At 47.3% G+C, this 22,604-nt stretch carries 19 protein-coding genes; 4 read left to right on the top strand and 15 right to left on the bottom strand.

All coding sequences use genetic code 11. The features are described from left to right. Positions 1 to 18: 18 nt before the first annotated feature. From NST07_RS21165 to NST07_RS21175, 3 genes are all read right to left on the bottom strand, one after another. Positions 19 to 681: a GntR family transcriptional regulator gene (locus NST07_RS21165; RefSeq protein WP_342480124.1), complete on the bottom strand. Its 663-nt coding sequence runs from the start codon at positions 679 to 681 to the stop codon at positions 19 to 21. Positions 682 to 997: 316 nt separating this feature from the next. After that, positions 998 to 3,166 carry a glycosyl hydrolase gene (locus NST07_RS21170; protein ID WP_341379013.1) on the bottom strand — a complete coding sequence of 723 codons (2,169 nt, stop codon included), beginning with the start codon at positions 3,164 to 3,166 and terminating at the stop codon, positions 998 to 1,000. Positions 3,167 to 3,497: 331 nt separating this feature from the next. Next, on the bottom strand, positions 3,498 to 4,484 hold the full coding sequence (locus NST07_RS21175; RefSeq protein ID WP_341094166.1) for an aldo/keto reductase: 987 nt from the start codon (positions 4,482 to 4,484) through the stop codon (positions 3,498 to 3,500). Positions 4,485 to 4,697: 213 nt separating this feature from the next. Between NST07_RS21175 and NST07_RS21180 the strand changes: the two genes are divergently transcribed. Then, positions 4,698 to 5,462 (top strand): nucleotidyltransferase domain-containing protein, encoded by a 765-nt coding sequence (locus NST07_RS21180; RefSeq protein WP_342480125.1) that lies wholly within the window; start codon positions 4,698 to 4,700, stop codon positions 5,460 to 5,462. Positions 5,463 to 5,532: 70 nt separating this feature from the next. Here the strand turns inward: NST07_RS21180 and NST07_RS21185 are convergent, their stop codons facing one another. The 5 genes from NST07_RS21185 to NST07_RS21205 all read right to left on the bottom strand — a co-directional run bounded on the left by NST07_RS21185 (position 5,533) and on the right by NST07_RS21205 (position 10,001). Then, complete coding sequence (locus NST07_RS21185) at positions 5,533 to 5,964, bottom strand: hypothetical protein (RefSeq protein WP_342480126.1); 432 nt, start codon at positions 5,962 to 5,964, stop codon at positions 5,533 to 5,535. 138 nt (positions 5,965 to 6,102) lie between these two features. Next, on the bottom strand, positions 6,103 to 7,296 hold the full coding sequence (locus NST07_RS21190) for a radical SAM protein (protein WP_341379016.1): 1,194 nt from the start codon (positions 7,294 to 7,296) through the stop codon (positions 6,103 to 6,105). After that, the gene (locus NST07_RS21195; protein ID WP_341094172.1) at positions 7,296 to 8,414 is read right to left on the bottom strand and encodes a UDP-glucuronosyltransferase; all 1,119 of its coding nucleotides are present in this window, start codon (positions 8,412 to 8,414) and stop codon (positions 7,296 to 7,298) included. The genes NST07_RS21190 and NST07_RS21195 overlap by 1 nt, the downstream gene beginning before the upstream one ends. 13 nt (positions 8,415 to 8,427) lie before the next feature. Further along, a complete protein-coding gene (locus tag NST07_RS21200) occupies positions 8,428 to 9,762 on the bottom strand; it encodes a hypothetical protein (protein ID WP_342480127.1) in 1,335 nt (444 codons plus the stop codon). Continuing rightward, positions 9,759 to 10,001: a phosphopantetheine-binding protein gene (locus NST07_RS21205; protein WP_341094174.1), complete on the bottom strand. Its 243-nt coding sequence runs from the start codon at positions 9,999 to 10,001 to the stop codon at positions 9,759 to 9,761. The genes NST07_RS21200 and NST07_RS21205 overlap by 4 nt, the downstream gene beginning before the upstream one ends. A gap of 168 nt (positions 10,002 to 10,169) precedes the next feature. Between NST07_RS21205 and NST07_RS21210 the strand changes: the two genes are divergently transcribed. Both NST07_RS21210 and NST07_RS21215 read left to right on the top strand, forming a co-directional pair. Then, positions 10,170 to 11,102: an AraC family transcriptional regulator gene (locus tag NST07_RS21210; protein WP_342480128.1), complete on the top strand. Its 933-nt coding sequence runs from the start codon at positions 10,170 to 10,172 to the stop codon at positions 11,100 to 11,102. Next, positions 11,080 to 12,066 carry a hypothetical protein gene (locus NST07_RS21215; protein ID WP_342480129.1) on the top strand — a complete coding sequence of 329 codons (987 nt, stop codon included), beginning with the start codon at positions 11,080 to 11,082 and terminating at the stop codon, positions 12,064 to 12,066. The genes NST07_RS21210 and NST07_RS21215 overlap by 23 nt, the downstream gene beginning before the upstream one ends. Positions 12,067 to 12,199: 133 nt before the next feature. Here the strand turns inward: NST07_RS21215 and NST07_RS21220 are convergent, their stop codons facing one another. Then, positions 12,200 to 13,099 (bottom strand): LysR family transcriptional regulator, encoded by a 900-nt coding sequence (locus tag NST07_RS21220; RefSeq protein WP_341094177.1) that lies wholly within the window; start codon positions 13,097 to 13,099, stop codon positions 12,200 to 12,202. A gap of 155 nt (positions 13,100 to 13,254) precedes the next feature. Between NST07_RS21220 and NST07_RS21225 the strand changes: the two genes are divergently transcribed. After that, positions 13,255 to 13,911, top strand: coding sequence for a histidine phosphatase family protein (locus tag NST07_RS21225; protein ID WP_341379021.1), 657 nt, complete (start codon positions 13,255 to 13,257; stop codon positions 13,909 to 13,911). 29 nt (positions 13,912 to 13,940) lie between these two features. On the opposite strand, the gene NST07_RS21230 is transcribed toward NST07_RS21225, so the two are convergent. From NST07_RS21230 to NST07_RS21255, 6 genes are all read right to left on the bottom strand, one after another. Beyond that, entirely contained in the window at positions 13,941 to 15,437 is a 1,497-nt protein-coding gene (locus NST07_RS21230; RefSeq protein WP_342480130.1) for a serine hydrolase domain-containing protein, read from the bottom strand. Positions 15,438 to 15,789: 352 nt separating this feature from the next. Continuing rightward, on the bottom strand, positions 15,790 to 16,008 hold the full coding sequence (locus NST07_RS21235; protein WP_038593853.1) for a helix-turn-helix transcriptional regulator: 219 nt from the start codon (positions 16,006 to 16,008) through the stop codon (positions 15,790 to 15,792). Positions 16,009 to 16,018: 10 nt separating this feature from the next. Further along, entirely contained in the window at positions 16,019 to 16,501 is a 483-nt protein-coding gene (locus NST07_RS21240) for a DUF2975 domain-containing protein (protein ID WP_342480131.1), read from the bottom strand. A 254-nt stretch (positions 16,502 to 16,755) separates the two neighbouring features. Next, the gene (locus NST07_RS21245) at positions 16,756 to 18,312 is read right to left on the bottom strand and encodes an ABC-F family ATP-binding cassette domain-containing protein (protein WP_341094181.1); all 1,557 of its coding nucleotides are present in this window, start codon (positions 18,310 to 18,312) and stop codon (positions 16,756 to 16,758) included. Positions 18,313 to 18,503: 191 nt separating this feature from the next. Then, positions 18,504 to 19,379 carry an amidohydrolase family protein gene (locus tag NST07_RS21250; protein WP_341094182.1) on the bottom strand — a complete coding sequence of 292 codons (876 nt, stop codon included), beginning with the start codon at positions 19,377 to 19,379 and terminating at the stop codon, positions 18,504 to 18,506. Beyond that, on the bottom strand, positions 19,366 to 22,536 hold the full coding sequence (locus tag NST07_RS21255) for a GNAT family N-acetyltransferase (protein ID WP_342480132.1): 3,171 nt from the start codon (positions 22,534 to 22,536) through the stop codon (positions 19,366 to 19,368). The genes NST07_RS21250 and NST07_RS21255 overlap by 14 nt, the downstream gene beginning before the upstream one ends. Positions 22,537 to 22,604: the final 68 nt, after the last annotated feature.

Raw genomic sequence — 22,604 nt, forward strand, 5'->3', positions numbered from 1 at the left:
TGAAGTAATCCCCTTTCGTTATGGGCCGATATGGTCTATCTCGTTTTCTTCCATCCCTTTGATTCGCGCAAGCGCAGTAGATAAGCTGCTTAGAATATGATCCCGCATTGCTTTTTCTGCACCATCTTCATTTTTGTCAGCGATCATTTGCAGGATATAATTATGTTCTTCATCCGCCTGTGTGTTCCAATCTCCATGCATGGAGACATAGCGACAGTAGCGAAGCGAATGATCTCTTAATTGATTCAGAACTTTCTCAAACGTTCTAAGTTCACTGATTTCAGATAAATAATCATGGAACTCAAAACCATAGGATACAAAATCCTGTTTATCACCTAGCTGGAAGGAATGTTTGATTCGCTCCATCATCGTTGTTAAATGTAGAATATCTTTATCTGTAGCATGCTTAGCTGCACTTCTAGCAATATAGCCTTCAAGCATGCTGCGAATCAGAAAAACCTCTTCCACCTCTTTGATAGTTACGGAGGCTACCCGCAACCTGCCATTTGGCTGACGAACGAGAAAATCCTCATTCTCCAATCTCTGAATGGCCTCTCTTAAAGGAGTCCGGCTGACCCCGAGCAACGCCGCCAAATTTTCTTCATTTACCGCTTGATTCGGCTCTAACTCACTATCAATAATTTTTTGTTTTAATGCATAGTAGGTATTATCCTTAGACAACCTTCGTGATCGTATCACCATACCTATATTGCTCCTCATCGATAATTTGAGAATGGCTTTAAATTTATTTGTATAATTGTATACAATTATTAAATTAATAGATTAAATAGATGATTATTTCAAAACACGTCTTTGTTTTTCAAGCTTTTTTCATACTATAAACCTATTATTCCCCCTAGTCAAGTGGGTATTATGGGTGAATAAAAGCTTTTATTGTATAAGAGGAACAGAATTCCTATCAAACAACCCAGTACCGCACCGGCACTGGGTTTGTTGTATATTTGAAGGGACGTTATGGAACAGCCCTTTTACTATTTTAAGGCTCAATCCCCCATACTAAAGTATCGTTTTGGTATAGTGTAACTTTCTCCCAATCGATGAAGGCGTTTTGAGCTCCGCCAAACGAGTAGTCGTCCACTTCATTAAAGTTTGACCAGTCGCTTTTCGCAGCACGGAATTGAATGTCACCACTCTGTCCTCCTGCTGCGATGGAGCCTGCATTTGCGCTAAAGGACAACTCCAGGTAAGTGTCAGCACCGGTTTTCGCCTCACTTAAAGGTGTGAAGGTTCCGGTTACATTGCTGTTTCCAATCTGCGCCCAATCCGTCCAGAAGTTCATTGCTGCGCTTCCTTCTTTCGTGAAATAATAACGTATTTTGAGAGCATTCAAATCTACTGCAGCTGTTCCTGTACTTACAATATTGAATGAAGCACTGATCGAATTGTCTGTTGCACTACTGTTATTTACTTTGTATTGAACCTTGAGTGAGCCTGTAGCCGGAGCCTGTGGAATTACGCTAACTTCAGTAGAGTTAACGCTGGTTCCTACGCTGTTTACCGCATTCACCACATAAAAATATGCAGTACCATTCGTAACATTGTTGTCTGTGAAGCTTGTACCCGTTACATTTGTTGCCACAGTCTCATAAGGCCCGCCGCTAACTGCTGCACGTTGTACCGTATAACCAGCCGCACCACTGGATGCTTTCCAGCTAATTGTGGCTTGATTATCGCCTGCCTTTACCGCTACATTGCTAGGTGCCTCCGGTGCTTTATCGGGATTCGTCGGATTATTCTTCCAATCCGGTAATTCATCCAATGTCACCACGTATTCGTGATTATATAGCTTATTCAGATGAGCCAATGAATTTGTTATTCCGTCTTTTAAGTGCTCTCCTTCCCAAGTACAGAACCAACTCCAATCGGCATTATATAGTTGTAATAGCTCAGGATCTGGAATGGAACCGTTTTCACTTAACGCTACAAGTTTATGATCATTACCCAGTGCTACAAGTTGATCGAATTTTCCGATCTGTGGACTGTAATCCCCTTTGCTTGGATAGGAATCGTAACTTACAATATCTACAACGTCATCCCCCGGATACCACTCTTCGGCAACGGAGTTCCATACCCAAATGAGGTTATTCAAGTGGTGCATATTCGTTAAACGATCATACACAATACGGTATAATTCTTTAGCTGGCCCTGGACCTTTTGCTCCCCACCAGAACCATCCGCCTTCGGCTTCATGCAATGGACGGAACAATACTGGAACATCCGCATCCTGCAATCTTTTTAATTGGACAGCTATGGCATCAATATCTCTTAATAACAGCTGATAATCTTCAGAAGCTTTATGTTCAAGAGCATAACTTAGGTCGAATGTGGTTGAGTCTGTGTAGAAACCTCTCCACCATTCTTTTCCTGGCTGATCAATGAGGTCTTTGGGTGCGTTCCAATGCCAAGCAAAAGTCACAATCCCATTTTGGCCGTCCCATTGGATGGCTTGATCAATCTCGTTAGAGGTAGTCCCCCGCTCGACTCGTGATGGTGAATAATCCATCAGATCAAATCCGACAACTGCCGGTTTCTTTCCGGTATTGGCTTGCAACCAGCTCACATTGTCATATTCCTGCTGTCCTGAAAGAATGGCTTTGCCATAATTATCAACAAGATAGCCCATCAATGCTTTAGCTTCCGGTGTTGCAGCCGGATTGACTAAAGCGTCCGTCACTTGGTGAGGGGCAGGAGCAGCTGCAGGTTCTACTTTGACATAATCAATTAGATACCAGCCCCAGTGATTTTCAATTCGAATTGTATTCTCTCCTGCATTTAATAACGCTTTTGTCACTGGAATTTCAGTAAATTCAGTCGTTTCCGCAAAATCAGCCACTCCGGCGGGCACTCCGTTTATAGACAGATTAGCCTGTTTATAGCCGTAAATCGCATTGTACCTGATATAGATTTGATATAGCCCCGTCGTTTCCACCATTGTCGTAACGGTTACAGAATCGCCAGCGGTGTCAAACCCTGTAACATACCCTGTGCCGGAAAAGCCGGAAACTGCCGTGTCGACAGTAGTTCCACTTAATATACCATCCTCTGCTTCATAAATCTTAGTCTGGGTGTTTGCGGAAGCTACTGCCGGAATAACGGATAGAACCACAGATAGCAATATGAATATGATTCCAAGCCTTTTCATCATAATTCCCTTCCTCCCATTAATTTTTTTAAAAGTAAGCGCTTTCTATATTGATCTATCCCCTCCCTTCAAATGCTAGACTCCACTCTATTTTAAAACAAAACAAGAACAATATCATCATAATTTTGTATTTTAGGATATATTTGGTATGTAAAATATGGATTTGCCCATTAATCCGGGACTTCACTTCCTTCTCAGCCATTGGAACAGCCCCTGCCAATTCCAGAACCCTATATTTCTGCGATAGTTCCCCGAAGACCTGATCAGTAAAAGAAACTAAAAGACACTAACGCAGGTTAGTGTCTTTGTCTGTTCATAGCTTGCAATTTTATCATTACATAGAAATAGGACCCACTACCGGATGAGGAACATATGGCTCTTCCAGCGACGCAATTTCTTCAGCTGTTAACGTAATGGAAAGAGCGGCTACGGCATCTTCAAGGTGAGACATTTTCGTGGCACCGATAATCGGGGCTGTTACTGGTTCTTTCTGCAACACCCAGGCAAGGGCAATTTGAGCACGGGGTACACCACGTTGCTCTGCGATTGCTGCAACTTTCTCTACAATCAATCGGTCCGTATTTGCAGTCGCATCATATTTAGATTTCTGGACTTGGTCGGTTTCGGAGCGATGTGTGGTTTCCGACCAATCACGGGTCAATCTCCCTGAAGCAAGTGGGCTATATGGAATCACAGCGATTTTTTCTTCCTTACAAAGCGGCAGCATCTCTCTCTCCTCTTCACGGTATACGAGGTTGAAATGATTCTGCATGGATACAAACTTAGTCCACCCATTGTTCTCAGCTACATGTAATGCCTTTAGAAACTGCCAAGCATACATGGCAGAAGCACCGATATATCTTGCCTTCCCGGCCTTAACAACATCATGCAAGGCTTCCATCGTTTCTTCAATGGGAGTATTGAAATCCCAGCGGTGAATCTGGTACAGATCCACATAATCTGTTCCCAGTCTCTTAAGACTCTTATCTATTTCACTCATGATCGCCTTTCGGGACAGTCCAGCACCGTTTGGACCTTGATGCATCCGGAAATAAACTTTCGTCGCCAGGACAATTTCATCTCGATTGGCATAATCCTTTAAAGCCCGCCCAACGATTTCCTCGCTTGTTCCGTCTGAATATACATTCGCTGTATCAAAAAAATTGATCCCATTCTCCAGAGCTTGTTTAATAATGGGACGACTCCGCTCTTCATCAAGGACCCATGGATGGACCCATCGTTCTGCTTCACCAAAGCTCATACAACCCAGACATAGCCGAGAGACATCCAAACCAGTATTTCCGAGTTTCATATATTCCATTTGATTGTTCCCCATTTCCACATAGATTTTGTTTCCTTCAAATGTAGCTTACTCCTTGGAGTTAACTCCAAGGCAAGCGATTTTATTAAACGCTGCGAAAGAATAGATGTCTTCATTGACCATAGCCGCTAAGCATGGTAATCGTTACGCTCTTAATAGAACAAAAACAATATAGAGAGGATGAACCTGATGTTGGAACACCATAGACAGACAATGGAGAATTTCGTGAACAAGCTGAAGGTTGCCCCTTCATGTCTGGCGGTCATCACCTCTGGATCGGTTGCCCGGGACCGGGCGAAGGAAACTTCCGATGTGGATGTCCATCTGGTAGTCACAGATGAATCCTACGAGGTACATGCAAAAAATAACAACCTGTCTTATGTGGACCGGGAGGCCAGCACATATGAAGGCGGGTACGTAGATGTGAAGGTGACTAATCTCCGCTTTCTGGAGCTGGCCGCTGAGCGCGGTAACGAGGCGACACGGTATGCATTTACCGGTTCGCAAGTGCTTTTCTCAAGAATACCTGAACTGGAGCGTATTGTAGCTCGAATCCCCATTTATCCCGAAGAGAACCGTGAGTGCAATTTGCGGGACTTCAGTGCACAGATTCACCTGCATGCTTTTTATTTCGCTAAGGAAGCCGCCAAAAATAACGATGCCTATCTAATGGCGCATACAGTAAGCAATCTGGTATTTTACAGCGGACGGATGATCCTGGCTTATAACCGTATGCTCTTCCCCAGCCACAAGGCCTTGCTGGATACGGTCGAGACCGCGCCGCACAAACCGGAGGATTTCAAACAGCGGGCTACAGAGCTTCTACTCCATCCGAACGTCAATAAAAGCACACGCTTTGCAGCGATGATGCTCTCTTTCCACAACCCCGGGCTTTCCTCAGACCAAGCACTGGGGATCTATGTAAAGAACAATGAGCGCAACTGGATAGACCAGCCTCCTCCCTTGTCAGACCGTTAATCCGCACAACAAAAACAGTCTGATCCCTAGACCAGCAACTCTGGCCACCGGATGCAGACTGTTTTCTTATTTACCTATAGCTCCAGGCCTGTTGGGCCACAGCCATCATTCGCGCTTGAAGAGTTACCCGTTCCAAGGAACGTTCCAGTCCAGCTTCACGGGTCCCATCCATTATTTCAGCGAAAGCTCGAAGCTGGTTCACGTAATAATTCATTGGCTCAAAATTTTGAACTGTACTGCGGTCATCCGGCAGATCATGGCGTATTTTCATAGGATAGAATCCTTTGAGCGGCCGTAAAAAATCGGGTACCGTCAGCACCGTCTGATCAAAATAAAGGGTATGCGAGGCGCGGTAAGGCAGCTCAAAGGAGATCAGACATTCCGTATCCAGCCCGCTGTCATACTTAAGCGCAGCCTGAAAGGTCCAGTCGCAGCCGTCCGGACCGTCAAATTGCGACTGCCCGGAGATTTGCACATGTTGAAGCCCCTCTATGTTCGCCACGAACTGTAGCCAGTAACAGCCCAGGTCAGCAAAGGCACCGCCGCCTTTTGACTTGATGCTGCGGTAATTCCCGGAATGTTGGTCCTTGGCAGGAATGGTTATACGGGTCTTCAGACTGCGCTGCCCCGCCTTCAGTCCTCATACATGTGTCAGTGCCGAATAGGTATTCAGGTACAGCACATTGCACTTAGAGCAGGCCGGGGACAACCCTTCGTCCAGAGTCCTCCGCAGCCGGTCATAACGCTCGGAGTTCCAAATATCCGTTAGGGATTGTTCGTTTACATTGCCAATAGACAACTCGGAAAAGAACTTGCAGGCGCTTACATCGCCATTCGGGGCAATATCGACCCGGGTGCTAAGCGCCAGACATTTCGAGCTGCTGCGGGACGCCATCGGCTTGCCGGCCACGAAATCCTCGATCTCATCGAAGTCCAGTCCCGGCTGGTAACGGATGCGGGTATTTTTCCAGGTGTGGGCATTGATCCGTTTCAGGTCTTCCGTCAGCCTGACCACATTGTCAGGTTTGATATGATACTTGAAGGCATGCCAGCTGCTGCGGTGGTCCGGGCTCAGCTCGGCAAGCCACTGGAAGTGTTCGTCATAGAACCGGTCCATTTCCAGACTGGTCTCTGTGGATATATACCAGGGGAAGCACAGCAGCACCAGATCGACACCCTTTTGCTCGAAGAATTCCACCATTTCGTACAGCTTGCCGATCATATTGTCATTGATCACATTATGCACTGATATTCTGCCTCTGAACTTCCCTTGCTCCCGCAAGGCAAGCAGCCGGTCCACAGCCTCGACCACTTTTTGAAAAGAGCCTTTTCCCCGCAGCAGATCATGTTCTTCCTCGAAGCCCTCAATCGGGATCAGCAGTTCCAGATTGTCCGAGATCGCACACAGCTCCTCTTCATATTTAGAGAGAAGAAGGGCATTGGTGCAAATCGTCGTATCTCTGGGGTGCGCCTGGAGGAGCTCCAGAATTTGCTGTGTATCGCGGTGAAACAACGGCTCTCCGCCCCACAAGTACAGTCTGGACTGTGCTTCATCGGTCTCCTCCAGCAGTTCGCGGATCATATCCAGCCTCATATCGAGATTCTGTTCGGTCTTGTCCATATCATGGTGATAGCCGGATTCATTCCACTGATAACAATGCTTGCAACGAAGATTACAACGGTTGGTCAGCTTGAGCGACATAATTTCCGGCATCACTGTCTTGAAGCCGGGATCAAGCTTCCGCTCTCTATGCGGAACGACGACATTTTTGATGGTGCGTTTCAGCGCTTCAAAGGACTTGGCGTCCAGCGCGACTTTGCTGCTTGGTTGCATTAGCTTCTCCCTTCTGCTGCATACAGACGTTCTGCATAGCTTTTGGCATAATCAGGATACTGTTCTCTGGATGTTAGGATGTTCTCCGATAACCCCCGCAGCAGTTCACGGTCAAAGCCAGCCTGCTTCCACTCTTCATAATGGATACCGAAGCCAAGCTCGACCCAGAGATCACTGTTAATTTGCTCATGGGGACCGAACGGGTCCAGCAGCACGAGCGGAGTCCCGGAAGACAGTGAATCGACCAAGGCACCACCACCCGGCTTACTGATGACTGCGGAGGCCTGGCGGATAACACCATACATGCCTTCTGGATAATTATGACAAGGAGGGAACCGGTTCTCCCCGCTGCCGCTCACCTTGGCAAAGGGAGGAAAGCAGTAGTGTCCGCTGCTGTCACGGAGCCATGTCCTCCACTGCGGGTCATTCATATAGTAGTGTCTTCCGTGGATTTCTTCGCCAATCTCCTCATTGCTGTAAGCAGCTATATCAAGCAGGTAGCCCGCTGCCTCCAGCTCAGAAAATTTTTCGCGGAATGTTCCGATTCCCCAACCTCCGCCATGCACAACCAATCTGCCATTCCTTGCTGGCATGGGCAGCGGCTCGATACCCGTGTCCATTCTGCACAGCACCTTCCGATTCACAAGGTCATACATGTTCACTTCATGGTAGCCCTGCGCATACCCGGGGTTCAGTTTGCGGAGGTTCTTCCAGGAAGGAGAGAGGTCCGCATCGATATAGAGCAAATCGGCCAAGACTTCATAAGCCGCCGTTTCCCGGTACATGTCCAGTACATGAACCCAGTGTCCGGAGAGTGTAATGAAATGCTGCCTTCCTTCCCCACGCCAGCGTTCAAATAACGCTTTGACCACAGTGGGGTCAAGGCTGCTGCGGATATCCCCCGGTATTTTTTGCGAAGTCAGCGCCACGGCAAAATTCTCCCTGTAAGCTTTGCGGCTGTTATCTGTCGTCTTCTTCTTATCCTCAAACATTAAGGTTTCGAAGACCTCCACCTCCGCCTTGATTCCCAAAACCTTCAGCGCCCGTTCAATCAGCAGGCCAGGAACATAAAAGCCCAGCCCAAAGCCAGAACATAGTATCGTCACTGTATCCTTCATTGGCTGCTTCCCTTCATTTCCGCAAAATAGTATATCCGCTGCTTTGCAGCGCCTCGTCCAGCTTGACCGACAGCTCCTTCTTATGCGCAGTATCGCGGTAAGCGAGCGCCGCATACAGCTTGCCTTTGGTGCCTGCGGAGTGCTCCTTGCCCGGCGGATGAAGTGTACCTGAAGTTAAAGGAATTACGCCTTCCCCGTTTCCCGCGCCGAACAGAATATTCGCTTGCTCCAAATTCCGCAGCAGCACTTCATAAGAGGTTTGCCCCATAGAAACCAGCGGAACTTGAACCAGAACCGTATGGATGTCTTCCCGGTTCAGATACCGGTCTACGCTGTGCTTGATCAGACTCATCGATTTTCGTGCATTAATCTCGACCAGAGGCGCAATTGAGCCGTCGCGCAGCAGCATCGAATCCACACAGACGTCGCCATAATAGCCATCCTCGTAGAGTTTTCTCCCTATACTGTGCATGATTTCACAATAATTCTCCTGCTCCAGCCTATCCAGCAGCGGTTTGCCGGGAGACTGTGATTCTCCGAAGGCAAACCCATTGTTGACCAGTTGCTGCACAGACACAATGGAGATTGCACCTGCTTGATCAATATGAAATTGACAGGAGAAGTCCATTTCACGGTCGAGCAGCCGCTCCAGCACAAAGCGGATTCGCTTCTCCTTATTCCTGCCGGATTCCAGATACCCGGCAATTCTGCGCAGGGTCCGCTCGGAATCTACCAGCTGGTTTCCTTTGCCGGAAACACCATACTCATCTTTGATCAGGAATGGGCCCTTCTCCAGCAGTTGCAGTCCGGTATGCAGTAATTCCTGGACGCTGTCAACCGCTAACCCTACGTTCGGCAACGACAGGCGGTCCCGCATCGCTATCGAGTAGGATTTGGTGTTCACGCTGCGTACCGTCTGCTCGTCCGGCAGTTCGGGCTGAAGGCGGTAGCGCCTTAGGGCATTCTGTGTTCCGGGAAGCACGGCAAAGGGGGAAAGAGACGCTCCCCCGGGTATCATCCTGGCTAATGGGCCTTCCGGGTCCAGTCTGTCCAGCAGCTCAAATATATTCAGACTCTCCTGAGCAGCACCTTCCTCTTGCAATGTCATCGGATACACATTTGTAGTGAATGCGTAACCGAGGGAATGCAAATAATCGGCCTGCGCTTTGTCCATGCCGTAACGGGTCAGCAGCACATCGCCGCTGCCGCAGAATACAAACAGCATTTCATCCATAGCCTGCACAATAGACATCCCGCTCAGGTCGGGAATGGAAGGCAGCGCGGCGAGGTCTTTCTCCCGCCAGTACCGTTCCGACTCAAAGCTGCCGCAATGCACCGTAGTCTTCATTGTCCGGTAAGTCCGGCAACATAACCCGTGAAACGGTCTACCGATTTCAAATGCTCCAGATCAAAGGTATCGAAATCAACTTCGACATTGAACTCATCTTCGATCCTAAGAATAAAATTAATAATCTGGAGCGAATCCAGAGCAGCGTCAATCGTCAAATCGGAGCTGCCGTCAAGCGTTTGCAACAACGCCGGATCCTCCTTAATTTCCGCTATGATTTCAATAACTTTTTGCTGCATGTGTATACTCCTTTCTGTGTGATTACTTGGATGGAATGAAAAAAATATACCAAATTTAATACTGTTAATATATGGTTGAATGCGCCAAAATATTCAGTTATACTAGATGGATTCCAGACTACTAATCTTACTTATTCTTCTATTTCTAGCTGAAACGGAGGTTCGTCTATGGAGGTTTTTCCGGTAGTTGCTGGGGAATATCTATTTGACACAAATTCACCGGTTCAAGTGTTGCTGACCGAAGAATCACTCACATCTGTTCTCCACCAGCATGATTTCATGGAGATCGCATATGTGCTTGAGGGAGAGGGCATTCAGCTTATCGACGGGGACAAAATACAGGTTGCAAAGGGCGATCTGTTTGTCATCCCGCCTGGGGTATCCCATGTGTTCCAGCCCCGGGATCTGAGTGGAACACAGCCGCTGCGGATCCTGAACTGTATGCTGAGTCCTGAGGTGTTCAAGCTTCCTGCCGCTTTGCCGGCGCTCTTCACGGGGCCATTCGATGAAGAACAGCAACGCCGATTGCGGTTGCTGGAAGAACAGAAGTCCTGGTTCGGTTACCACGAGCAGGGAATGGAACTGGAGGCCTTGTTCCGCCACATGCAGGACTTACATAACAACAGCCCGTCGGCAGATCCATTGAGGCTGTACCCCTTATTGTTTGAACTTCTAAGGATTGTCGAGCCTTGTGCGGGAGTTCCTTTCTCAGACCGTTTACAGCAGGCAGATGATCCGCTGCATGATGTAATTTTATATATGGTCAGTAATTTCAAACAGAGAATTTCATTGAAGGAGATCAGCCGCTATATTTCCATGAGCTCGCGCCAATTTCAAAGACTGTTCAAGCTGAAGACCGGCAAATCCTATATCCAGCTGTTTCAGGAAATTCGTATGAAATACAGCTGTGCACTGCTGATGTTCACAGACTTTGGCATTCAGAAGATTGCGCTTGAGGTCGGGATTGGAGATATGAAATACTTCTACCGTTTGTTCCGCGAATACAGCGGGATGACACCGGGGAATTACCGCAATTGGGGGCACAGCCATTTCTCAACTGGCAAGGAGATGATAAGTTATGCTGAACATCCTGCCCGTTAAAAGCACTCCCTACCCTACGCTTCGCAGCTGTATCGATGACTGTATCCAATCAGTGGCTGAATGGCAGGGTAAAGACAGCAAGTACATGTACGGCAATGCCTGGCAGTTCTCCTTCAAGCAACAACAGTCTTCAGAACAGTCCATCATCGACCGGGTATCTACTCCGCGAATCAGCAAGGAGTATCTGGCGGCTTATCATGGGATAAATTTTACATATGTGAACCGGGAAGAATCGGCGATGGACAAGTCTTTTCTGCTTGATATGCTAGAGAAGCGGCTCGCTGGCGGCATGCCTGTTCTGGTAGGATTCGATTCCTATAGCTGCCCCTGGTGTCTGGCCTACCGTAAGCTGCATACTTCACACGCTTGTCTGGCTGTAGGCGTCGATCGTTCAAGCCGGAAGATTTATTTAACGGATGGCTACTACGGCCGCCCCCTGGAAGCGGTGGATTTGGATGAATGGGAGTCCGCCTGCCATTTCTTCGCAGAGTTCAGCCTGTGCGAACCATCACGCCCCCTTGGGCAATGGCGCCTTGCCCTTGAGCATACGCTGCTGAATCAAGAGCATGAAATCCAGCCGCTCCAGGTTGCGGAGCATCTAAGAGCCTATGCTGATGCCTACCTCGAGACAGGAATAATCGCAGAGAACCCCGGGGAATATAGTGCCTATTTCTTGCTGGCTGCCAATACCCTTCCGATCACCCGGATAAGGTACAGCCTCTTCTTGAGTGCCATTTCCGCTGATCAAGAAGTGTCTGAGCTTACCCGCGTTGCCGAGGGCTACCGGATTGCCGGGGAGACGTGGAATATGGTGAATCAATTTATGATAAAGGTGATGTGTTCGGGTAACAAACCGGCACAACGCGGCAAAATTCATAAGAAAATGCTTGAAATCATTCACTCGGAAGAAGCATTGCTGCTTGAGCTGGTGCAATTAGTGAACCAACCCGCATTCAAGAGTTAAATTTCCATTTCCCATAGACACCACTACAAATAGACCGCTCCTTATCAGGAACGGTCTTCTCTTATTACGCTTAGATCAAATAGATCTAAAGAATTCGGTAACTTCTTGAGTTTTTTTATCTCTGTTCAAGCAACTACTTCTCTAATTGTTCCATGACCAGTGCAACGAACGACTGAACATAACTTTCCTGCTGTGCCTTGGGTCTGCTGGCCATCCATATGGAATGCTTGGTCACAGCGTCTCCTGTTTCAACCTTGGCTAACGTCCCCTGATCAAGATAAGGCTGTGCCAACAAGGAAGAAACAAAGGTAATTCCATAACCGGCTATCACGGCCAGAACCGTCTCGTTCACACCATTAAATTGCAGTTCGATCTTGGGTTGCGCTACTTTTCTGTCTTCACACAGCCGAAGCAGTCTCTCTCTGGCCGCACTACCCTCCTCTCTCATAATAAACGCCTCAGATACCACGTCCTCAAGGCAGATCTGCTGCTTGGCAAAAGGGTGCTCGGAAGAAACCACAAACACGTACTCATCCTTGTACAATTCGCGATACTCAAAGTTTCCCGTATTATGTGTAGGGAACTCCATATCACTGTAAATAGCCACGTCCGCTTCAAAGTTAATTAGTTTCCCCATAGTTTCGTAAGAATTGGCGGTTGAAATCTGAATTCCAAGGTCGTGAAACCGTTGTTTAAATAAGGATGCCCATCTAGGAATCAGCAGGCTTGTAGCAAGGTAATTGCCTGCGATACGGATATTCCCCATCGGAAATTTGTGATAATCTTCAATCATTTGCTCTATTTGTTCACCCATGGCAAACAGTTTCTCAAGTGGCTGGATCAGCCTGTGTCCAAGTGGTGTGAGCGCCATCCTCTTTCCTCTCACTTCTAATAATGTAATATTATTCTCCCGTTCAAACTTACGAATCTGTGCGGATATCGCGGGCTGGCTGATATGCAATCGCTCCGAAGCCTTGGTTACACTACCTGTTATCGCCACGTAATAAAACAATCTCAATACATGAAAGTTCATCTGAATACCTTCCTAACGATATGAATGGAACGCTGTATTTGTGCAAACAGGAATTCGCAACTATAAATATACATTATGAATATTAATTATTATATAATGTTTATTTATATTCTCTTATTTTATACTTACATCTATAAATAAGGGAGGCTTCGAACATGACAGAAACCGTATTATATTTAACCCGCCATGGGCAGACAGAATGGAATTTGCAGAAAAGAATGCAAGGGCATCAGAATTCAGCTCTTACTACCCTGGGAAAGCAGCAAGCTGAATGGTTGAAGGAACGTTTAGAGGGAGAGAACTTAGACGCGATCTATTCAAGTAGCAGTCTAAGAGCATTCCACACTGCGCAAATTCTGAGGGGAAATCGAACGCTGCCTATTCAACAGTTGGATGAGCTGATGGAAATCAATATGGGGATATGGGAAGGAATGAAAACCGAGCAAATAGAGCAAGATTATCCCTTGCAATATGCTCAATTTTTCACCAGTCCTGATCTATATGTTCCTATAGGCTTAGGAGAAACGTATGAACAGCTAGAACAAAGAGTGATTCCCGCTGTTAAGTGCATCCTTAACGATAACCCGGGACAGAAGCTGCTCATTGTTACACACCGAATGACCTTGAAAGTCATTATGGCTCATTTTCTCAATAAATCACTACGGGAAATCGGGGAAATGCCGGATATTTTCTCCACTGCATTATGTAAAGTACAAGTAATAGACGGAATACCACACATCGATTTGCTGGGTGATACTTCACATTATCGTGGAGCACAGAACCAGGAAAGCAGAACCGGTAATGCTACTTGATAGCAAATGGGTGACCGGTTCAGGCTTAGCTAGGACAAATTGCTCCTAAGGACTCCTAGCTTTTTCAAATTCAATATAATCGATAACATGCAGCTAAGTGAAACAAGCCCCATCCATAGGAATAGTGAATACGACATCCACACGCTAATCATGTAGTAATTATTGTTTAACAGATAAGGCCAGAACATAACCAATACCAGCAACATCGCTCTTAGGATAATAACAATAATTACTATAAGTCTCTTGTTCCTTGTCTTTTCAACCTTTTTATTTTGCTTGCTTCCTCCAGCTAGCTTAATCACCTTAAGACTTAAACTAATGGCTGTTAGTAAGGCCAGGAACGAAAAGATCAAATCAAGCAATATGTAACTGTCATCGTATGTAAATTTATTTATAGGATTACCATTCATATTCTCATGCAGGTTATGTGCAATCAGCGATGGTGCAGTTGAATTTAAATTAGTTAATACTAATACGGCCTCAAATTTCTCAATATCAATAATAAAATGTGAGGAATAATTAGGATTACTTCCACTGTGACTAATCACCCGTTCCTCTGGATCATTACTCCAACCGTATGAATAGTATTGGTTCTCCTCTTCATATCCAGCGGTTTGGAGGTCCACCTCATGAGATTGCTGAATAGCTCTCCTCAGACCATCCGGGATATCACCCATTCCTAATTGGGCATTCATCCAATGCTCCAAATCCTTTATATTCGTCACCAAATATCCAGCAGCAATATTCCCATAATATCTGGGGGCATCATATTGAAAGCTTTTGCCGAAAAACACCCGGTATCCTCTGGTAAGCTGATCCGGTTTCTGTTCCTGACCTGTTGAAAAATAACTGTCCGTCATTTTTAGCGGTACCAGTATATTCTGAGTTACATAATTCTGATAGCTTGTACCTGTAACTTTCTCAATAACCATCGCCAGAATATCATAATTTACAGTTGCATACTGATATTCTGTCCCCGGGTATGTATCCAATGAAATATCTGAAATCTTATTTATGGTTTCGTCAAGCAGATTCTCAGTAGTTCCTTCAGGAATTAACTTTATACTCCAAGACGGAATCCCACTTGTATGAGCTAACAGCTGATCAATTGTAATATCCACATTCTCTCCTTGAAAGGCTGGGACAAAACGGGGAAGATACTCTGAGACAGTATCCGAATAAGCCAGTTCCCCCTCATCTTTCAACAGAATAATAGCCAGAGCTGTAAACGCCTTGGTCGTTGATCCCAATTCAAACAACGATTCTTCAGTGACCTTCTTGTCTAGGTCAACATCTGCGTATCCGTATACTTTATAATCTGTATTGCCCTGCTTGGATGAGACTATGGCTACTCCTGGAGTCGCTGTTTTGGCCATAAGGGTCTCTACCATATGCTCCTCAGTATCATATTCCCCTTCCGTAAACAACGTTCCAAACGCGCCCCTGTCAACAGCGGCAGTAATGATAATGATAAGCAAGATTACACTTGCTAGTGCTAAGCCTTTTCTCCTAAATAAGTTCTTCATTGTCTCTCCTCTTCTTGTTCGTATTATTCCATACTCCGCACAGCCCCAAGTCATTAGAAGCTGCTGCCTGGAGCAACGCTCTTTATTTAAATCTTAACGTTCTTCATTTTGTTAGACGTTCTATTCCTCTACTTCTCTGCAACTAGTTGACAGAAAACCTCTCCACTAACCGTTTACACAAATTTAAGACAACCAAGTGGAAACGGATACCGTCCTCAAAAGGACGGTATCCGTTTCAGCGAGAAATAGAAGGATAATTTATAGCCTGAAGCCTATAAATTCTTATCTTTCAAAAAAGCTCCCGCCAAAACATCAGCAGAAGCTCCATTGAACTATTTTTAGACATTTCAGGTCAATTAGTATCTTCGTCACTTTTGTATTCTAAGATATCGCCAGGCTGACATTCTAAAGCCTTACAAATCGCCTCTAAAGTGGAAAAGCGAATTGCTTTTGCCTTTCCATTTTTTAATATAGACAGGTTAGCCATCGTGATTCCAACCCTCTCCGTAAGTTCGGTTACGCTCATTTTCCGCTTAGCCAACATCACATCAATATTGATTATAATCGCCATAGTTTTCACCTCAGACTGTCAAATCATTTTCAGATTTTAGTTCAATCGCCTCTGTTAAAAGGCTTTGGAGAACAGCAGCAAAAACGGCAATCACCATGGAGGCAAAGATAATAATCAATCCGATGACTATGATTCCAGGGGCATCATCCTTCTCCGCTATGAGATAGAAGAGTGGCATGCCTGCCACATACACGCTGCTGATTGTAATTGCACAGTATTTTATATTTTTTAATACTCGTACTGATAATTCTGAGAAAGCTTTGTTGTTGTCAATATAGCCCAGAAGTTTAAAAGCTTGATACAGAGCAATGTAGAAAGGAATCGCCGATGCATATAAATCGAGATAAACGAGAAATTGGATGTACGTCATCTCCGGATACAATTCTGCTGCAAAATTCGCGATCTCAGGTACCAGAAATATGCACAAAGCCAGAACCGGGATTCCAATCAGAATAACTGCTGCCTTTAAAAAGAGTGTTGTTCCTAGTTTCATAAAAAGCCCCTCACTTATGTTTAAATTTAATATGACTTTAGCACATAATTTATCGTTTTTCAATAAAAAATTAGTGAATTTAAATATATTATTGTTGTTATAAGTAAAAGCCAATTAAGCTCCTGCAGCACTATGCGGCAGATAGTATCAATTTGTATACTGTAAAAAACACAAATGACCCGTAAGAGGGTCACTTGATGTTCAAAGTTTCCATCTTACGGGTCACCGTTCAGACCAGCTCTGTTGCCGGCTGTTTAAAACACTTTTGTCGTCCACGATTCGCAGTTCCATGTTTCTGTCACGATATCGCGGTAAAACTCGGGCTCATGGGAGATCAGCAAAATGCTGCCCTTGTACGCCTTGAGCGCACGCTGTAGCTCGTCCTTCGCATCTACGTCGAGATGGTTGGTTGGTTCGTCAAGTACGAGCAGATTTGTCTCACGGTTGATTAGCTTGCACAAACGGACCTTGGCTTTCTCGCCGCCGCTTAAGACCGTGATTTTGCTCTCGATATGTTTGGTCGTCAGGCCGCATTTAGCAAGAGCCGCCCGAATTTCAAACTGCGTATAGGACGGGAACTCGGTCCAAATTTCTTCAATACAGGTGTTGTAGTTCGCATCCTTCATTTCCTGCTCGAAATAGCCGATTTCCAGCAGGTCGCCGAGCTTGACCGAACCGGAGATCGCCGGAATCTGGCCGAGAATGCTGCGCAGCAGCGTCGTCTTCCCGATCCCGTTCGCACCGACGAGCGCTATTTTTTGTCCCCGCTCCATGCGCAGGTTCAGCGGTCTGGACAGCGGAGAATCGTAACCGATCACAAGTTCATTCGTTTCGAAAATCAGCTTGCCGGAAGTGCGCGCGTCCTTAAAGTTGAACTGCGGCTTCGGTTTTTCCCTCGCGAGCTCGATAACCTCCATCTTGTCCAGCTTCTTCTGCCGGGACATCGCCATATTCCGCGTAGCCACACTGGCCTTGTTCCGCGCAACAAAGTCCTTTAGATCTGCGATTTCCTGCTGCTGACGTTTGAATGCAGATTCAAGCTGCGATTTTTTCGCCTCGTACACCTGCTGGAAATAGTCATAATCCCCCACATAACGGGTCAGTGCCTGATTCTCCATATGGTAAATCAGGTTGATGACACTGTTCAGGAACGGTATGTCATGCGAGATCAGAATGAAGGCATTTTCGTATTCCTGCAAATACCGTTTCAGCCACACGATGTGCTGCTCGTCAAGATAGTTCGTAGGCTCGTCAAGCAGCAGAATGTCCGGCTTCTCCAGCAGCAGTTTAGCCAGCAGCACCTTAGTCCGCTGCCCCCCGCTGAGATCATGGACGTCCTTATCCAAGCCGATGTCTGTAAGTCCAAGTCCGCGGGCGGTTTCGTCGATTTTGGCGTCGATCATATAGAAATCCTGGCTCGTCAATGTGTCCTGAATGGTTCCAACATCCTCGAGCAGCTGCTCCAGCTCCTCCGGGGACACCTCACCCATTTTGCCGTACATGTCGTTCATCTCTTGTTCCATATCGAACAGATACTGGAACGCTCCGCGCAATACATCACGGATCGATTGTCCCTTGGTAAGCACCGCGTGCTGGTCCAGATATCCGGTCCGCACCCGTTTAGCCCATTCAACTTTACCTTCGTCCGGTTGAAGCTTGTCTGTGATGATGTTCATGAAGGTGGATTTACCTTCACCGTTGGCACCGATCAGACCGATATGTTCGCCCTTAAGCAGGCGGAAGGATACATCGGTGAAAATCGCGCGGTCTCCAAACCCGTGACTCAGCTTTTCTACGTTTAATATGCTCATGTATTTAACACCTTTTCCTTTATTCTTTATACTCGTCATATTATAAAGGCTAAAGCGCCACAACTCCATACGGTTTTAAAAAATCGTACATTTCTCTTAAACCAAAAACAAGCCATCCCCTCATACGATCTAAGGGGAAAGCTTGTTCAATTATACCTCATTGCACTCTGGCTGGGTTGTCCCCGGAAGTATCAGAACGCCGCAATCCGCTGCTGGATGCGCGGAAACAAGCCAAAGGCATTCTCGTAAAACACCTTCTCGTGATGCTGCTCAGGTACAAGCCGGCGGACGAATTCCGCATACAGGTCAATTGGGGCAAGCGGCCAATCGGTGCCGAACAACATTTTCTCATAATGGTCGGAGTACACCAGTGCCCGGCGGAAATGGTCCATGAACAAGGGTTCGTTCATAAACCGTTCAAAATGGGGCCGGTCGCCGACGACAAGGCCGGACAAATCGGCATAGACGTTCGGATTCTTGGCCACCACTTCGGCAGCGTCCATCACCCAGGGATCGCCCAGATGGCAGATCATAAAGTTCACGCCGCGCTGCTGGTAGGCTAGTTCATCTACGGTAAGAGGATGCGAATACTTAAGCAATCCATTCATCGAATACGTATCGCCGGTATGAATGACCACAGGCACGCCGTATTTGGCAGCCAGCTCATAGACCGGTGTATAGATTTTGTCATAAACGTAGTGATGGTAGTACCCGGCATACAGCTTAATTCCCGCTACCTCGGGAGCTTGCAGCCGTGCTTCAATTCGGTCAAGCTCCTCTTGGACCTGGTCCCCTGCGAGCATGTTCGGGTTGATGCCAACGCATTCCATTAAGAACGGCGGAACACTGGCTTCCAAATCAAGGCCCATCGGATTGGGTGAAGCAGAGTCAGGAAAAGCACCCTTCGTCTGTTCCGTGACCCCCATACCAATGCCGAGAACTACACCGTTCTTGTCAAATTCCGCCTTGAGGCCAGCGGCTGTGTAATCGACCTTGGACAAATCCGCCGCTGTTTGATGAAAGCTGTCGATGTCAGACAGATGAATGTGTATGTCAATGATCGGCATTTATGCTCTCCTTTTCGTCAGTAGGACTGGTAAAGGCCAGCTTCAGAAGGCCCCGTACATCCTCTGGATTCAGAGGGATCTCCCCCATGATCAAGAAGGTTGGCTGTGTCCAAGCGGTTTCTCCGTTTAGAAGTGGAAGATGATGATCCACATCATGAGTGAACACCTTATTGTTCACATACAATGAAGCCCTCTGGTTGGGGTAATGATTCACAACATGCAGCATATCCTTACGTGAAACCGCACCGACCCGCAAGATCCCCTTGGAATCCAGCTGAGCTTCCACTTTCCCCAGAAGGAATTTGCCTTCCCCGGGGAATTCCATCCATCCTTCGGCAAAAACAGGTGAAGGCTTGAAGTAACTCTCCTCAGATAGCGAATACTGTGGCAGAACCACTCCACTTCCGTTGGTTACCGAATGCAGCATACAGAGCACCGGAACGCCGGGCAGCATAAGGTAATGCTGGTTGATTATGATCCCCCGGTTTGCTTCCTGCTTTTCGATAGAAGTGGTTAATCGCAGGCCTTTCCAGACATTTCCATAAACATCCTTCCGCTTCACCCACGCTGCGGTTCTCGGCTCCTGCTGCCGGCTGAATCCACCCATTCCGGAAATTCCTACGCCGAGACCACCGTACCAAGGATTCCACCAGGAACGCGGAATGGCTTCCGGGTAGGAGCTGTCCAGCCATTCTTCCCCTTGGTGCTTCAAGGAATGCACCACGCTTCCGAACTGAGGGGCAGCCGCTATCGAGAGTACTCCGTTACTCACCGTATAAATGGGACCCGCCGGACCTTCTTCGATCTCGCAAACAACTGTTGTTTCCGTCTGAGGGAACCAGAGACCCGACCGCTCCTGAATGCGATCCTCTCCGCGATAGACCACCCGGACCTTGTGACCAGATTCGCTGTGTCCCGGCGATCCAATTTCCTCAGGAGGGAGTTCAAAGCCCGCAGAGCGTATATCCTGCTCCCTTTGCAACTCGATACCAGCCGCTCTCTGCTCCGCTCTGCCATCGGTTTGCATAAACAGCTCAAGGCTTCCTGCAAGCGGGGTCATCTTTCGTTCGAGTAGTTCTGCCTGAAGCGCACCTGCCGCAAACGGATTTCCGCCGCCGAGTGTGAGTTCCAGATGATCGTCCAGCACCGGGATAACCGAATTCTTCTGCTTTCTGGCGAAGGCGCGGAATTCCGGCCACTTGGGAAAGGTGTTTAGTGCAAACACAGTTGCCTTTGTCCGCACGATCTCTCCAGCGGAAATCTGCCCAAGGTTATGCTCAAGCCCAAGCGTGTATTCCGGGCGAAGCAGCTTCAGCGAAGGGTCCCAGCAAATTCCGCAGGTGACGTTCTCTTCCTTGCAGAACATCCAGTTCTCCGTGACCTGGTCGCTGTCCCAAAGACCCGGATCACCGGCGTACGCATCGCCCATGTCCACGTAATGTCCCTGATACGGCAGGATCAGCCGCTTGCCAAAAAAGCCGAAATTCGTCAGTACATACATGTTATCATCTAATGCTTTGCTGCTGGTATTGCAGATCTCATGATGAAACTCAGCGATTCCGTTAGCGAATAGCTTAGCCACCGTTGTTATCTCCATACCCGGGAATTCATCCGACTCGTAGAGCGCTTCGAGAACCTGGCTCTCCCCTTCCGGGTAGATCTTCACGCTGACAGCCTGCTTCTTAGAAAATTCTTCTGCGAACGGCTTGCCTAGCTTCGGAAAGGTCCACCAGAAGTTATGGCTGGAGCCGGGATATTCAATCCACATTCCATTGTCGGACTTGTTCATATGGAGCGAGAAGGCACCGTTCACGGCGACCCACTGTTCACCCTCCTGCCCGCCGAAGCGGCCCTGCGTTCCCTTCATTAGAACGGATAGTTTGCTTGTGAAGGTGACCGCCTTTTGCCCAATTGGAACGGCCGTCACTTCAATATCTTGTGAGTAAAGCCCGTAGGACAACAGGGTGAAGGCTACCGGGATAGAGGCTTTGCTCTTAGCCGGAACCGTGAAGCGTATTGCACGTTCACCCCACTGCAGGAAATCCTTCTCCGGCAATTCAAAAGCGAACTCCGCTTCCGAGGCGAAGTTATTCTCCACGTTCAGATACAGCTCAGCCGGCAGGCCCGGATACAACTCCCGGGTTGGCAAAGCAATCTTCATCTTGACCGGAAATTTCGGAGCTACGCCAAGGCGGAACTCAGCCCGCTTGCCACCGATGATCCATTGGCTCGTCACAACCGGATGGGTCTTCTTATCATTCTGCTCCTCCCGAACCGGATCAAGCTCGAATTCACCCTCTACACTAACCGTTTCTCCCGCAGCAAGTGTATGTACAGCAGACAGGTCAAACCGGATGTTCTTATCATTCTGGCCCTTGATCTCAATCGCGAGTTCAGATGCAGAACGATTCTTGATCACATAACGAATCTTGTAAGCGGAGCCAAACACAAGATCATGATCGTCTATTTCAGTTGAGATCTCATAGTCAGGTGTATCAAGAGCGGTCAGCCCGCGACCGGACTTCTCGAATTCTGCCCGCAAGGAGAGTTCTCCCTTTTGCCAAGTATAATCAAAGAAATCAAACCCACGCTCCCGCCGGCCATCCGGCTGAATGGGAAGTTCGCGGGTGCTGTCTGCGTACCAATCCAGCTCCTCGAAATAGGGAGCAAGCGCTTCAGTCTGAAGAACGGTTGGAATGAAGTTCATCAGATGGACGTAATCTTCATTCTTTTCCCAGAAGAATCCGCATTTCTTATACATCGGCACAGCCTTGGTGTTGCCTGCCCAGGTAAACAGATCGAGACGCGGCCACCCCGCTTCGACGGTCTTGCGGACGGCGTTCAAAATCAGATTACGGCCTACCTTGTAACCGTGATAATCAGGTCGCACATTTAATAACGGTACGTACAATGCTCCCTCGTCTTGACGGTAATGTGCAAAACTGCAGAATCCGACCACCTCTTTGCCATCGACAGCGAGAAACACATGAAGATTGGCCGAAACCTCCATTTCCCTGCGCACACTGTCTTCTGTTCTGTGGTTGGTGCCGCCGCCCCAGCTTTCGTTACTGCGGTTCCACATCTCCGCGACCGCTCCAGCGTAAGAAGGATCGTATTCAATAATGCGGATTTGTTCCGTAGGGATAATTGCTGTCATGAACTCATCTCCTTATGTTTCAAATATGGATATGTAATCTACTTTAGCAGAGCAATAATAGCCCTATA

It is taken from the genome of Paenibacillus sp. FSL L8-0340, from assembly GCF_038593145.1.
In the GTDB taxonomy this organism is placed as follows: Bacteria; Bacillota; Bacilli; order Paenibacillales; family Paenibacillaceae; genus Paenibacillus_AQ.

Bases quoted from the DNA above. Each gene is read 5' to 3' on its own strand.
- NST07_RS21170 (WP_341379013.1), bottom strand. From the start codon at position 3,166: ATGATGAAAAGGCTTGGAATCATATTCATATTGCTATCTGTGGTTCTA.
- NST07_RS21175 (WP_341094166.1), bottom strand. From the start codon at position 4,484: ATGGAATATATGAAACTCGGAAATACTGGTTTGGATGTCTCTCGGCTA.
- NST07_RS21180 (WP_342480125.1), top strand. From the start codon at position 4,698: ATGGAGAATTTCGTGAACAAGCTGAAGGTTGCCCCTTCATGTCTGGCG.
- NST07_RS21190 (WP_341379016.1), bottom strand. From the start codon at position 7,296: ATGCAACCAAGCAGCAAAGTCGCGCTGGACGCCAAGTCCTTTGAAGCG.
- NST07_RS21195 (WP_341094172.1), bottom strand. From the start codon at position 8,414: ATGAAGGATACAGTGACGATACTATGTTCTGGCTTTGGGCTGGGCTTT.
- NST07_RS21200 (WP_342480127.1), bottom strand. From the start codon at position 9,762: ATGAAGACTACGGTGCATTGCGGCAGCTTTGAGTCGGAACGGTACTGG.
- NST07_RS21205 (WP_341094174.1), bottom strand. From the start codon at position 10,001: ATGCAGCAAAAAGTTATTGAAATCATAGCGGAAATTAAGGAGGATCCG.
- NST07_RS21210 (WP_342480128.1), top strand. From the start codon at position 10,170: ATGGAGGTTTTTCCGGTAGTTGCTGGGGAATATCTATTTGACACAAAT.
- NST07_RS21215 (WP_342480129.1), top strand. From the start codon at position 11,080: ATGCTGAACATCCTGCCCGTTAAAAGCACTCCCTACCCTACGCTTCGC.
- NST07_RS21220 (WP_341094177.1), bottom strand. From the start codon at position 13,099: ATGAACTTTCATGTATTGAGATTGTTTTATTACGTGGCGATAACAGGT.
- NST07_RS21225 (WP_341379021.1), top strand. From the start codon at position 13,255: ATGACAGAAACCGTATTATATTTAACCCGCCATGGGCAGACAGAATGG.
- NST07_RS21230 (WP_342480130.1), bottom strand. From the start codon at position 15,437: ATGAAGAACTTATTTAGGAGAAAAGGCTTAGCACTAGCAAGTGTAATC.
- NST07_RS21235 (WP_038593853.1), bottom strand. From the start codon at position 16,008: ATGGCGATTATAATCAATATTGATGTGATGTTGGCTAAGCGGAAAATG.
- NST07_RS21240 (WP_342480131.1), bottom strand. From the start codon at position 16,501: ATGAAACTAGGAACAACACTCTTTTTAAAGGCAGCAGTTATTCTGATT.
- NST07_RS21245 (WP_341094181.1), bottom strand. From the start codon at position 18,312: ATGAGCATATTAAACGTAGAAAAGCTGAGTCACGGGTTTGGAGACCGC.
- NST07_RS21250 (WP_341094182.1), bottom strand. From the start codon at position 19,379: ATGCCGATCATTGACATACACATTCATCTGTCTGACATCGACAGCTTT.
- NST07_RS21255 (WP_342480132.1), bottom strand. From the start codon at position 22,536: ATGACAGCAATTATCCCTACGGAACAAATCCGCATTATTGAATACGAT.